General features: G+C 40.0%; 13 protein-coding genes. 3 read left to right on the top strand and 10 right to left on the bottom strand.

Annotated elements, in window-relative coordinates:
* Positions 1–225: 225 nt before the first annotated feature.
* The 3 genes from ACLN19_RS00065 (at position 226) to brnQ (ending at position 4,012) form a co-directional block, all read left to right on the top strand.
* Positions 226–1,767, top strand: coding sequence for an ABC transporter substrate-binding protein/permease (locus ACLN19_RS00065; RefSeq protein WP_413381618.1), 1,542 nt, complete (start codon positions 226–228; stop codon positions 1,765–1,767).
* Positions 1,767–2,507 carry an amino acid ABC transporter ATP-binding protein gene (locus ACLN19_RS00060; protein WP_413381615.1) on the top strand — a complete coding sequence of 247 codons (741 nt, stop codon included), beginning with the start codon at positions 1,767–1,769 and terminating at the stop codon, positions 2,505–2,507. Before ACLN19_RS00065 ends, ACLN19_RS00060 begins: the two co-directional genes overlap by 1 nt.
* Before the next feature lie 131 nt (positions 2,508–2,638).
* Positions 2,639–4,012: a branched-chain amino acid transport system II carrier protein gene (gene brnQ / locus ACLN19_RS00055; protein WP_413381613.1), complete on the top strand. Its 1,374-nt coding sequence runs from the start codon at positions 2,639–2,641 to the stop codon at positions 4,010–4,012.
* A gap of 33 nt (positions 4,013–4,045) precedes the next feature.
* On the opposite strand, the gene ACLN19_RS00050 is transcribed toward brnQ, so the two are convergent.
* From ACLN19_RS00050 to ACLN19_RS00005, 10 genes are all read right to left on the bottom strand, one after another.
* Complete coding sequence (locus ACLN19_RS00050; protein WP_413381611.1) at positions 4,046–4,936, bottom strand: SPFH domain-containing protein; 891 nt, start codon at positions 4,934–4,936, stop codon at positions 4,046–4,048.
* A gap of 93 nt (positions 4,937–5,029) precedes the next feature.
* Entirely contained in the window at positions 5,030–6,280 is a 1,251-nt protein-coding gene (ilvA, locus tag ACLN19_RS00045) for a threonine ammonia-lyase IlvA (protein WP_413381608.1), read from the bottom strand.
* A 95-nt stretch (positions 6,281–6,375) separates the two neighbouring features.
* Complete coding sequence (ilvC, locus tag ACLN19_RS00040) at positions 6,376–7,398, bottom strand: ketol-acid reductoisomerase (protein ID WP_413381605.1); 1,023 nt, start codon at positions 7,396–7,398, stop codon at positions 6,376–6,378.
* Positions 7,399–7,444: 46 nt separating this feature from the next.
* Entirely contained in the window at positions 7,445–7,927 is a 483-nt protein-coding gene (gene ilvN, locus ACLN19_RS00035) for an acetolactate synthase small subunit (protein WP_413381602.1), read from the bottom strand.
* Positions 7,920–9,623: an acetolactate synthase large subunit gene (locus ACLN19_RS00030; protein ID WP_413381599.1), complete on the bottom strand. Its 1,704-nt coding sequence runs from the start codon at positions 9,621–9,623 to the stop codon at positions 7,920–7,922. Before ACLN19_RS00030 ends, ilvN begins: the two co-directional genes overlap by 8 nt.
* 254 nt (positions 9,624–9,877) lie before the next feature.
* Complete coding sequence (locus tag ACLN19_RS00025) at positions 9,878–11,536, bottom strand: DAK2 domain-containing protein (RefSeq protein ID WP_413381596.1); 1,659 nt, start codon at positions 11,534–11,536, stop codon at positions 9,878–9,880.
* The gene (locus ACLN19_RS00020) at positions 11,536–11,901 is read right to left on the bottom strand and encodes an Asp23/Gls24 family envelope stress response protein (RefSeq protein ID WP_413381593.1); all 366 of its coding nucleotides are present in this window, start codon (positions 11,899–11,901) and stop codon (positions 11,536–11,538) included. Before ACLN19_RS00020 ends, ACLN19_RS00025 begins: the two co-directional genes overlap by 1 nt.
* Before the next feature lie 123 nt (positions 11,902–12,024).
* The gene (rpmB, locus tag ACLN19_RS00015) at positions 12,025–12,213 is read right to left on the bottom strand and encodes a 50S ribosomal protein L28 (RefSeq protein WP_115270836.1); all 189 of its coding nucleotides are present in this window, start codon (positions 12,211–12,213) and stop codon (positions 12,025–12,027) included.
* Between the two features lie 173 nt (positions 12,214–12,386).
* Positions 12,387–13,268: a class II fructose-bisphosphate aldolase gene (locus tag ACLN19_RS00010; RefSeq protein ID WP_413381590.1), complete on the bottom strand. Its 882-nt coding sequence runs from the start codon at positions 13,266–13,268 to the stop codon at positions 12,387–12,389.
* A 177-nt stretch (positions 13,269–13,445) separates the two neighbouring features.
* Entirely contained in the window at positions 13,446–13,676 is a 231-nt protein-coding gene (locus ACLN19_RS00005) for a hypothetical protein (RefSeq protein ID WP_413381587.1), read from the bottom strand.
* Positions 13,677–13,850: the final 174 nt, after the last annotated feature.

Genomic DNA, 13,850 nt, shown 5'->3' with positions numbered 1-13,850 from the left:
TCCTCCCATACATAATTTACTTTTTTATCATACCACGTTTTTGCCCTAAAACCTAATAGAAAATCTCTATCATAACGATAACAACTCTTTATCACCACTGACAAATCCAACACAAAAAAAGACATCCAAAAATAGCTCACTTCCTATCAAAAAGAACAATCATATTGCCTTTTAAGGCTTTTTTTTATAAAATAGGTAGGGTATATTATTTTTCAGGAGTATGTAATGAAAAAACTTTTTATAAGTATTACAGCTGCTCTTTTTCTACTCTTTGCTGGAGTATCCACAGCCCAAGCTGATGAATACTTACGTATAGGGATGGAAGCAGCTTATGCGCCGTTTAACTGGACACAAAACGATGACAGTAATGGCGCTGTGAAAATTGAAGGCACCAATCAATACGCTAATGGCTATGATGTGCAAATCGCTAAAAAAATCGCCGAAGGGCTTAATCAAAAACTCTTAATCGTCAAAACCAAATGGGAGGGGCTTGTACCTGCGCTCACTTCAGGAAAGATTGATATGATTGTGGCAGGGATGAGCCCGACAGAAGAGCGTCGAAAAGAAATTGCTTTTTCAGATGCCTATTATATTTCTAAACCAACCTTAGTGGTGAATGCTAATGGAAACTATGCTAACGCTAGTAGTCTAGCTGATTTTTCAGGCGCTAAAATCACTGCCCAACAAGGTGTTTATCTCTACAACCTCATCGACCAAATCAACGGCGCCAACAAAGAAGTCGCTATGGGAGACTTCAACCAACTCCGTCAAGCGGTCTTGTCTGGTGTCGTAGATGCCTATGTCTCTGAGCGCCCTGACGCTATCTCAGCTCAAAACGCCAACCCAAATCTTAAAATGATCAATTTGACAGATGGCTTTAGCACTGCCGAATCAGATACGAACATCGCTGTTGGTCTTAGAAAAGACGACAGCCGTATCACTGAAGTCAATAAAGTTTTAGCTGGTATTTCAAAAACACAGCAAGACGACCTTATGGATGAGATGATTACCATTCAGCCTGTTGTGGCTAATGACGACAAAGACGCTTCTTTTATCAGCCAAGTGCTTACAATCTTCAAGGAAAACTGGCAACAATTTTTACGTGGAACAGGGATTACCCTACTGATTTCTATTGTAGGGACTATTGTAGGTCTTATTATCGGTCTTTTGATCGGAGTCTATCGTACAGCACCAATCGTCTCTAACAAAGTGCTTGCCTTTTTACAAAAAGCTTTTGGCTGGTTGTTAAATGTCTATATCGAGATTTTCCGTGGGACACCGATGATTGTACAAGCTATGGTCATCTACTACGGAACTGCACAGGCTTTTGGTATTTCTATTGATCGTACCTTAGCTGCCCTCTTTATCGTCTCCATCAACACGGGAGCCTACATGAGTGAGATTGTGCGTGGTGGTATTTTTGCTGTTGATAAGGGGCAATTTGAAGCTGCTACTGCACTTGGATTTACACATGCTCAGACCATGCGAAAAGTCGTCTTACCACAAGTCATTCGCAATATCCTTCCTGCAACAGGAAATGAATTTGTCATCAATATCAAAGACACCTCTGTCCTAAATGTTATCTCTGTAGTAGAGCTTTACTTTGCTGGAAATACCGTCGCTACGCAGACTTACCAATATTTCCAAACCTTCTTTATCATTGCTGTCATCTACTTTATCTTGACATTTACTGTGACACGTATCCTACGCTACATTGAAAAGCGCTTTGACCAAGACAGCTACACCACTATCGGAGGAAATAACTAATGACTGATACGATTTTAGAAATTAAGCATTTAAAAAAATCCTTTGGTAACAACGAAGTGTTAAAAGACATCTCTCTGTCTGTCAACAAAGGAGAAGTCATCTCCATTATCGGCTCTTCTGGTTCTGGTAAATCAACCTTTTTACGTTCTATCAATCTCCTTGAGATTCCAACAGACGGCGAAATCCTCTATCATGGAACCAATGTGCTTGAAAAAGGCTATGATCTGACGACTTACCGTGAAAAGCTCGGCATGGTATTTCAATCATTTAACCTTTTTGAAAACCTCAATGTCCTTGAAAATGCTATCGTTGCTCAGACAACTGTGCTCAAGCGTAGCCGTTCTGAAGCCGAAGAAATCGCTAAACAAAATCTCAACACGGTTGGTATGACCGAGCAGTATTGGAAAGCTAAACCAAAACAGCTCTCTGGTGGGCAAAAACAACGTGTCGCTATCGCTCGCGCACTGTCTGTCAATCCAGAAGCTATGCTCTTTGATGAGCCAACCTCAGCTCTTGACCCTGAGATGGTCGGTGAAGTCTTAAAAACGATGCAAGAACTAGCCAAATCAGGCTTGACCATGATTATCGTGACTCACGAAATGGAATTTGCTAGGGATGTCTCTGACCGTGTCATTTTCATGGACAAGGGACTTATCGCTGAAGAAGGTACACCACAGCAAATCTTTGAAAATCCCCAAGAAGAGCGAACTAAAGAATTTTTACAACGTTTCTTGGGCTAATGCGAAACCATGATAGCTCTAAGGCTATCATGGTTTTTTTCTCAGCCAAGTTTATTGACAAGCTTATCTTAAACTTGCTATAATGAATTGTCAAACAATTATAGTCAAATATATACAATTTGGAGGACCATATGCGTCAAAAATCAACTTATTGGATTGTTGGGCTCATGCTCTTTGCTCTCTTTTTCGGAGCAGCCAATCTTATCTACCCTGCCCTCCTTGGTATCTACTCTGGTGCTAATATATGGCAGTCTGTCCTAGGCTTCATCATTACGGGAGTGACACTACCACTTCTAGGGGTTGTTGCTGTTGCTTACTCTGGTAAAAATGACGTCGAAACCTTAGCAGCACCAGCTTCTAAGGGCTATGCGCGCTTCTTTGCTATTGCACTCTACCTCTCTATAGGACCTTTCTTTGCTATCCCCCGTACAGGTGCGACATCTTACTCTGTCGGCATTGCTCCTATTTTTGGTAATAGCCTTGCTATTAAAGTTATCTATGGTCTCTTTTTCTTTGGGCTATCTTATATTTTAGCCATTCGTCCTAGCAAAATTGCAGACCGTATCGGAAAGTACCTCACACCGACACTGCTTTTGATTCTTCTTATCCTTATCATCGCTTCTTTTATCTCTCCAGCAGGTGATTTAGGCCAAGCTTATAATGCCAGTGCTGCTGTTAGCGATAGTTTTAAAGACCTTCCCTTTGTCGCTGGACTAATCCAAGGATATGGAACAATGGACGCCCTTGCTGCTCTTGCTTTTGCTGTTTTAGTCGTCAATGCTGCCAAACACTACGGAGCTAACTCACCAAAAGAAATTGCACAACTCACTCTTAAATCAGGCGTAATCGCAGCTGTTTTGCTAGCCGCTATCTATGTCTTTGTTGCACGTATCGGTGCCACTTCTCAATCACTCTTTAGCTTTGCTGATGGAAGCTTCCAGTTAAATAACCTACCTATTGATGGCGGAAATGTCCTCAGTCAAGCTTCTTCATATTATATGGGTAATATCGGACAAGCTATCTTAGCCATGGCTATCTTCCTTGCCTGTGTTACCACCTCAACAGGTCTCATCACAGCCTGTGCCGAATACTTCCACAAGACATTCCCAAGACTATCACACGTGACTTGGGCAACTATTTTCACCTTGATTGCCACACTCTTTTATTTCGGTGGATTGAGCGAATTGATTAAATGGTCACTACCTGTCCTCTTCCTCCTCTACCCATTGACAATCGTCCTCATTCTCTTGGTATTTCTCAAGCCTGTCATTGGAGAAAATACACTTGTTTATCGTAGTACAGTAGCTCTAACAGCTATCCCAGCGCTCTATGACGCACTTAGCACCTTATCTGCTCAAACCGAGCTTTTCCAACTACCAGAATCGCTCAATCACTTCTTTACAAGTGTCGTCCCTCTTGGAAACTACAATATGGGCTACATTACCTTTGCTCTTGTAGGACTTGTCATTAGTACACTCTTTGTCAAAGTCACACAAAAAAACTAAATGAAAACTCGTAAACAATGTTTACGAGTTTTTTTAGTTCACTTTTAAAGCTGATAAGACTTGCGTACGAATATCTGTAACCCCATCTGGGTTATTAGGTAGAAAAATCGCTTGATTACCCTTATCAGCAAAGGTATTTAGGGTATCGAGATATTGATTAGTCAATAAAATAGACATAATCTGCTCTTCACTGAGGTGAACATTTGCGGATTTCAAATCTTGAATAGAATCTGCCAAACCATCAACGATTGCTTTACGTTGTTGTGCAATACCGACACCATGCAAACGATCTTTTTCCGCCTCAGCCTCTGCAGCCGTTACAATTTTAATCTTGTCAGCTTCTGCTAGCTCCTGAGCAGCCACACGCTTACGCTGAGCGGCATTGATTTCATTCATCGACTGCTTGACTTCAGCATCTGGCTCTACTTTAGTAATCAACGTCTTAACGATAATATAACCATAAGTCGACATTTCTTCAGCTACTTGATGTTGAACTTCAAGTGCTATCTCATCTTTTTTCTCAAACAACTCATCTAAAGTCAATTTAGGAACAGAAGATCTAAGCGCATCCTCAATGTAAGATTTAATCTGTGCTTCTGGTTTCATCAATTTATAATAAGCATCTGTGACATTTTCCTCGCTAACACGGTACTGAGTAGCGACATTCAACGTCACAAAAACATTATCTTTAGTCTTGGTTTCAACCACAATTTCACTCTGTAAGAGACGCAATTGAACCTGTGCTGCTATACGATCGATCCCCAAAGGCAACTTAATATGAATACCGCTCATAGCTGTTCGGTGATATTTCCCAAAACGCTCAATAATCACAACCGACTGCTGACGGACAACATAAAGAGCGCTGATAAGTATCATTGTCACAAATACCACTCCAACAGCCAAGCTAACTAATGCAATAACCATAAATCTCTCCTATTCCTTTTTGTAAGCGCTATGCTTACTGTGAGTATACTCTTTAGACTTAACTCTGTCAAGAAAAAACCAGCAAATCATAGCTTATACGAGCATATTGTAAAGACTTTCATTACCGTGAAGATTGATATAATGTGGGTCAAAGCCAGATAAGCGTGTAATTAAAGCCTCATAATCATTCTTATCCCCCAAAGTAATCCCAATAAGAACAGGACCTTTACCTTTGTTAGCACGCTTAATATACTCAAAACGTGTAATATCATCATTAGGTCCCAAAATATCATTTACAAATTCACGCAAGGCACCTGGACGCTGTGGAAAATTAACCACAAAGTAGTGCTTAACGCCGTCATAGATAAGGGCACGCTCTTCCATTTCTTGCATACGGTTAATATCATTATTACCTCCAGAAATGATACAAACCAAAGTTTTCCCTTTTATCTCGTCTTTCATTACCTCAAGTGCTGCAATGGAAGCTGCTCCCGCTGGCTCAGCGATAATCCCTTGCTTCGAATACATATCAATCAAGGTTTCAGAAATCAAGCCTTCATCAACACCTATTAACTGATCCACATGGCGACGAGCCACTTCATAAGTGCGCTGACCTACTTTTTGAACAGCAATACCATCGGCAAATTTATCAATTTCCTCCAATTTTACAGGATAGCCCTTATCAAAAGCAGCTCTCATGCTACGTGCACCATTTGCCTCAACACCAATGACCTTTATCTCTGGTGAGACATCTTTAAGATAAGTGGAGACACCAGCGATAAGACCACCTCCACCGACAGGTACAAAAATCTCATCAAAAGATACCCCCTCTTCTCTAGCCTGCTCGTAAATCTCATAGGCTACTGTCCCTTGACCCGCTTGAACATTATCATCGTCAAAAGGATCAATGAAGGTCATCGCTTCTGATTTTGTAAATTCTTGAGCTGCCTTAGCAGAGGCGTCAAAAGTATCACCCACCAGCTTAATAGTCACATATTGCCCACCAAAAAACTGAACTTGACCAATCTTTTGCTGTGGTGTTGTTACAGGCATGAAAATAGTTGCAGGAATTTTCATCTCATTACAAGTATAAGCCACTCCTTGAGCGTGATTTCCTGCACTTGCACAGACCACTCCGCGCTCTTTATCCTCTTGAGATAGTTGGGAAATAGCATAATAAGCACCACGCAACTTAAAGGAGCGCACTTTTTGCATATTTTCACGCTTCAGATAAATGGTCGCACCATACTTTTGAGATAAATAGCGATCAAAATCAAGCGGCGTTTTCTCCACCACAGGTTCTAATACCTTATAGGCATTACTGATGTCTTTTGCAGTTATCATTTGTCTTCCTTTTTATATATAATCGTCTCTATTTATAACATTTAGTATCTCTAAAACAAAAGAGCCTGAAGGCTCTTTTGTTAGACAATAGATACTTAGTTATAGATTTTGAAAGCATCATCGTCGTTTTGACCCACAAATGGCATCGCTTTACGTAATTGCTCGCCCACTTTTTCAATCTCAAGGTCAGCTGCTTCTTTACGATACGCTTCCAAACGTGAACGTCCATTTTTATAGTCTGTCACAAACTCATCGGCAAATTTACCAGATTGAATATCAGCCAAAACAGCTTTCATATTTTCTTTAACTTGACTTGTGATAACACGTGGACCTGATACATAATCACCAAATTCTGCTGTATTTGAGATAGATTGACGCATTTTCTTAAATCCACCTTCATAGATAAGGTCAACAATCAATTTCATCTCGTGAAGCACTTCAAAATAAGCCAACTCTGGTGCATATCCTGCTTCGGTCAACACTTCAAATCCAGCTTCGATAAGAGCAGTCAAACCACCACAAAGAACCGCTTGCTCACCAAAGAGATCTTCTTCTGTTTCTTCTTTGAATGTTGTCTCAAGTAAGCCCACACGCGCAGAACCCACACCTTTTGACCATGCCATTGCAATATCTTTAGCATTACCAGTTGGGTTTTGGTAAACAGCATAAAGAGCTGGTACACCAAAACCTTCTGTATAAGTACGACGTACTAAGTGACCTGGACCTTTTGGCGCACACATAAAGACATCAACATCACTTGGAGCTTTGATATATTCAAAGAGAATGTTAAAACCATGTGCAAAACCAAGAGCATTACCTGCTTCAAGGTTAGGCTCGATTTCATTAGCATACAAATCCGCTTGAATCTCATCAGGTGCTAAAATCATGATAACATCAGCTAATTTTGTCGCTTCAGCTACTGGGTAAGTTTCAAAACCATCTTCTTTAGCTTTGTCAAAAGACTTACCAGGACGAACACCGATGATAACGTCTTGTCCTGAATCACGCAAATTTTGGGCGTGCGCATGACCTTGTGAACCATAGCCAATGACAGCGATTTTCTTGCCATCAAGTGCTGCTACTTTTACATCATTTTCATATTCCATTTTTACTGCCATAATCGTCTCTTTTCTATTGATAATTTGGGGATTTTAAAGATAGCGCTTAGGAAAAATCCCTTGAAAATCCAGTAGCGCCAGTGCGTGCGATATTACGAATACCATAGGGACGAATAACCCTAAGCAAAGCCTCAATCTTTTCACCATCACCTGACATCTGAATAGTGATTGACTTAGGTGCCACATCAACAACGCTGGCACGAAAAGGCTGAATAATAGCTAAAATTTCTGCCCGCTTGGTCGGAGGTGCTGCTAATTTAACTAAAATAACTTCACGCTCCAGATGAGGAATATCCGTAATATCACGAACACGAACAACATCAATCAGACGATTGAGCTGCTTAATAATCAACTCAACCTCCTCCAAACTCTCCACATCAATAATAATGGTAATACGTGAAATATTAGGCTCGTCTGTATGTCCCACCGAGATAGACTCGATATTGACCTGACGGCGTGAGAGAACACCCGTAAAGCGATTGAGAACACCTGTCGAATTTTTCAATTTAGCTGTCAACATCCTACGCATTAAATCTCACCCCCAACATCTCACGATTACTCTTACCTGTCGGTACCATTGGATAGACGTGTTCACGATTAGAGATATGCACCTCAATCAATAGTGGTCTATCTTTTGTAATAACCTCCAAATCTTGCTCTAGACTGTCTGGATGTGTTATCTGGTAGTGGTCGATACCATAAGCCTCAGCCAACAATTGAAAATTTGGCTCATCATCAAATGTTGATTCACTACGACGTTCCTCATAAAATGACTCTTGCCACTGGCGGACCATCCCTAGAGAATGATTGTTAATCAATACCACTTTGATAGGAACACCATAACCATTTAAAATGGCTAGTTCTTGATTAGTCATCTGAAAGCCACCATCTCCGACAAATAGAATGACTTCCTTATCAGGATTGGCCAATTTAGCCCCAATAGCCGCAGGAATACCAAATCCCATTGTTCCCATACCCCCAGATGTGACCAACTGACGTGGATGCTTATAAGGGTAAAACTGTGCAGCCCACATCTGATGCTGACCAACATCTGTCACGACAATAGCGTCCCCATTCGTCAATTTCCCAATTATCTCAATCACTTTTTGAGGTTTAATCACTTCACTAGAGTCTTCGTAACTAAATGGTGCTCTTTGTTTATTCTCAAGAACTTGCGCTAGCCATGCTTGGTGGTCACACCTCACTTCATCAAACTGCAATAGCATCTCTAAGCTAGCCTTGGCATCTCCAACAACAGGAATATGCGTCTTGACAACTTTGCCAATCTCAGCAGGATCAATATCAATATGTGCCACTCTTGCATCGACAGCAAAAGTGGAAGGCTTACCTGTTAGACGATCATCAAAACGCGCACCAATATTGATAATATAATCTGCCTCGCTTAAAGCCATGTTAGCCGCGTAAGAACCATGCATCCCTCCCATGCCCAGGGAAAGCTCATGATCTACCGATATAGCGCCCAGACCAAGTAAAGTAGATACCACAGGAATACGATAACGCTCAGCAAAAGCACGTAATGCCTCCGAAGCATCCGCATAATTGACACCACCTCCCGCTAAAAGGAGAGGTCTTTTAGAAATGGTCAATTCCTCTAATATCTTTTTAACCTGTAAACCATTGGGCTCTAGTGTCGGTTGATAACTCGGAAGATTAAGCTCTGGATCGTAATAGCTATCTGTTCTAGCCTCTGCAATATCCTTTGGTAAATCAATCACTACTGGTCCTGGTCTTCCTGTGGTCGCAATATGTACCGCCTCTGTAATAATACGAGGAATATCGCGAACATCACGAATTTGATAATTATATTTAGTGATAGGCATGGTAATACCGATGATATCAGCTTCTTGAAAAGCATCTTTTCCGATACCTGCTCTAGCTACCTGCCCAGTAAAGACAAGGAGCGGAACACTATCACTCATAGCATCAGCGATACCTGTAATAGCATTGGTAGCCCCTGGTCCACTTGTCACGATCGCAACACCTAATTTACCAGTGGATTTAGCATAGCCTTCTGCTTCATGAAGAGCACCTTGTTCATGTCTTGCTAAAATGTGACGAATACTATCAAATTGATAAATAGCATCATAAAGCGGCAAAACAGCACCACCTGGATAACCAAAGATAGTCTCAACACCTAGCGTAAACAAGGTTTCAAGCACTAATTGCGAACCTGTCTTACTTGTTTTTAGCTTGATTTTTTCCACAAGATCCTCCTTTAATCCATTTCTTATTCGAATTTTCTAAAAATTCAAAGTCTTACCTATCATAATAACACTTTATCCTAAAATTTCAAGTCATTATAGAAAATTTTTCCAAAATTCTCAAAAAAGACAATCGTCATTCCTAAATAACTTACTTAAAATACTAACATTTTAAAATCAATTGTCAACAATTATCTGAAAATTCCGCTGTTTTTGGTCAAAAAAAGTTATCCCTGATGGGATAACTGTATTTTATACTATTCAACACTCATCAAATATGGATATACTGGTTGGCTACCTTGGTGGATTTCCACTTCAATATCTTCATATTTTTCTTCAAGATTAGCTGCCAAGTCTTCAGCAAGATCATTATCACCATCTTCTCCAACAAAAATAGTAACAATTTCGCTATCTTCATCAATCATCTGTGCCAATGTTGTATTAAGAACATACTCGATATCAGGATTAGAAACAACAATCTTACCATCAACCATACCGAGATTATCATTTTCATGAATCTCAAGTCCATCAATGGTAGTATCGCGTACAGCTAAAGTAATACTTCCACTTTTGACATCTAATAAGCTAGCGGTCATAGCTTCTTGATTTTCTTCTAGTGGTCTCGTCATATCATAAGCCAACAAAGAAGTCAGACCTTGCGGAATTGTCTTTGTTTCAATAACAACTGCTGGTACCTCAACCACCTCAGCTGCACTTTGAGCCGCCATGAAAATGTTTTTATTATTTGGAAGAATAATAACAGATTTTGCATTAACAGATTCAACAGCTTTGACAATATCCTCTGTTGATGGGTTCATCGTCTGTCCACCTGAGATGATATAATCAGCACCTTGCGCTTTGAAAATATCAGCTAGACCGTCTCCTGCCACAACAGCAATAATAGCACACTCTTTTTCCTCAGGAATGTCTTCTGCTTCTTTTTGTACTTGAGCTTCGTGCTGATTACGCATATTGTCCACTTTGACTTTTACAAGAGCACCGTATTTGAGGCCTTCTTGGATGACAAGTCCTGGATCTTCAGTATGAACATGGACCTTAACAATTTCATCATCATTAACCACCAACAGTGAATCACCCAAATTACTCAAGTAACCTTGAAACTCTTCATAGTTAAATTCTTTGACATATGTCGGTCCTTGCTTTAAGCCAACCATAATCTCTGTACAGTAACCATAGGTAATGTCCTCTGTTGCTACATGACCTGCTACTGATTTATGATGTTCTGCATTGATCATCTCAGTCATCGTTGCTGGTGTAGCCTGAAACTCTTCAGATGCGATATACTCACCTGTAAGGGCAGCTAAAAACCCTTCATAGATAAATACCAGTCCTTGACCTCCAGAGTCCACAACACCTACTTCTTTAAGAACTGGCAACATTTCTGGCGTTTTAGCAAGAGCACCCTTAGCACCGTCTAAAGCTGCACGCATAACTTCAATAGCATCACTTGTCTCATCAGCCTTTTTTAAAGCAGCAGTAGCCGCACCACGTGACACCGTAAGAATCGTTCCCTCAACAGGCTTCATCACGGCCTTATAAGCCACTTCAACACCCGCCTGAAAAGCATGCGCTAAAGCTTCCCCATCTAACTCTTCTTTATCTTTGATGCTTTGAGCAAATCCACGGAAAAGTTGAGACGTAATGACACCAGAATTTCCACGAGCACCCATCAATAGACCTTTCGCCAAAATCTGACCGACTTCCCCCACTGTCACAGCAGGCTTATCAGACACTTCTTTAGCTCCATTTTCCATAGTCATACTCATGTTAGTTCCCGTATCACCATCTGGTACTGGAAAAACATTAAGCGAATTCACATACTCTGCTTGTTTTCCAAGACGGGTACTTCCAGATTGCACCATTTCTTGGAATAAACTTGTTGTAATATTTGACACTAACCTTCTCCTACAACTTTAATATTTTGAACATAAACAGTCACTGTCTCAACACTCAAACCTAATTGGTTTTCTAAATTAAACTTGACACGCTCCTGAATATTTTTAGATACTTCACTAATTTTGACACCATAGCTCATTACAGTATAAACATCTACTGTAATCCCTGCATCTGTTGATTTAACCACAACACCCTTAGCAAAGTTTTCACGACGTAAGAGGGCTTGAAAATTATCTTTAAAAGCACTTTTGCTAGCCATGCCTACAACACCAAAAATCTCTGTTGCTGCACCACCAACAACTGTTGCAATAACATCATCAGATAGCTCGATTTGACCATCTTTTGTATTGATTTTTACAGTCATATTTTTTACCTCAAAAAGTTTCTATCACTTTATTCTACCACAGTTTGAGACTCTTGTAAAAAAATTAACGAGAGCTTTAGGTTCTTATAAATGAAAAGAGCCCCAAATGGGCTCTCGACTCAATTAAACGCGTTCAACTTTACCTGATTTAAGTGCACGAGCTGAAGCCCAAACTTTTTTTGGTTTACCGTCAATAAGTACAGTCACTTTTTGAAGGTTTGGTTTAACGCTACGTTTTGTTTTGTTCATCGCATGTGAACGGTTGTTTCCAGATACAGTTTTACGACCTGTAAAATAACAAACTTTAGCCATAATTGATTCCCTTCCATTTATTTTATTACGGATGTGCTAGCACCACATACCTGTCTATTATACTATCTTTTTATAGATAATGCAACCTATTTTTCCATGTTTTTCGTCTAAAAGGCTCCCAACTATCTTTTCACATAAAAAAAAGACTTGCTAAAGCAAGTCTTTTTTAGTGATTAAGCTTTGTTAGCTGAACCAAATACATCAATACGTTCTTCAACCGCTGCTGTAATAGCCTCAAAACCAGGTTTCAAGAATTTACGTGGATCAAAGAGTTTTTTCTTGTCGTATTCAGCTTCATTAGCATCATATTCACGAACGAATTGACGAGTAGCGTTTGCAAAAGCAATTTGACACTCAGTGTTCACATTTACTTTAGCAACACCAAGTTTAATAGCTTCTTGGATTTGATCATCAGGGATACCTGAACCACCGTGAAGAACGATAGGAGTTCCTGGGATAGCAGCAGTAATCTTTTCAAGGTGATCAAGGTGAAGACCACTCCAGTTTTCTGGGTAAGGACCGTGGATGTTACCGATACCTGCAGCCAAGAAGTCAATACCTGTTTCAACCATTGCTTTAGCATCTTCGATTGGTGCCAATTCACCATCACCTACGATACCATCTTCTTCACCACCGATAGTTCCTACTTCGGCTTCAACTGAGATACCTTTTGCATGTGCTTTTTCAACAACAACACGTGCTTTTTCAAGGTTTTCTTCAATTGGAAGATGTGAACCATCAAACATTACTGAAGTGTAGCCAACTTCGATACATTCAAGAACATCTTCATAATGACCGTGGTCAAGGTGAATAGCAACTGGTACAGTAATACCCATTGATTCTACCAAGTTTTCGATAAGCGCTTTACAAAGTTTGTAACCACCCATGTATTTTGCAGCACCCATTGAAGTTTGAATAAGAACTGGTGCTTTTTTAGCTTCTGCAGCACGCAAGATAGCTTGAGTCCATTCAAGGTTGTTTGTGTTAAATCCACCGACTGCATAGCCGTTATCACGAGCAGCTTGTACAAATTTTTCAGCTGAAACGATTGCCATTTTAAGGCCTCCTAATTATTTTTTTGGGCTAAACCCATTACATAGTAAATTATATCACAAATCTAAAAAAATACTAGCTTTTTTATTGTTTTAAACCCTAGTCTAGTAATTTCTAACTAACTTGCTCAGCTATCTACTAACCTACGAACTTTCTGTAAGCTAGCCTAATCCTTCTCGTTAAGAAGAGAAACTTCCTTTTTGTTTCAAGTAAAGAGTTAGAGCTAGTTGGTAGTAGCGATAGAATTCGCATTCATCCTCTAGTAGTTCTCGCCTTTCAAGTAGTTTGGCCAGAAGAAGACGGCTGATACGCTCCAATTCTTGGCGCTCAGTTTGGCTTTGACAAGAAAGCTTAGCTTGGCAGAGGGTAGGTTTCATAAGGATAGTCATAAACTCAATACGGTCTTTCATCTTAAAACTCCTTTTCCATTTGATGAAACTATTATAACCCAATTAAACAGAGCTGAACAGGACATCCATGTCCTTTACAAATAATGATTTTTATGGTATAGGGAATATAATAGTTAGATGTTTAACAATAGCTTGAGTTTATGAACAGAGTATTTAGATATATAATTAAGCCCC

Origin of the sequence: Streptococcus lishijunsis (genome assembly GCF_047290665.1) — a bacterium.
Taxonomy (GTDB): domain Bacteria; phylum Bacillota; class Bacilli; order Lactobacillales; family Streptococcaceae; genus Streptococcus.
The sequence above is the reverse complement of the archived record's forward strand: the minus strand, read 5'-3'. Positions and strand labels throughout refer to the sequence as shown.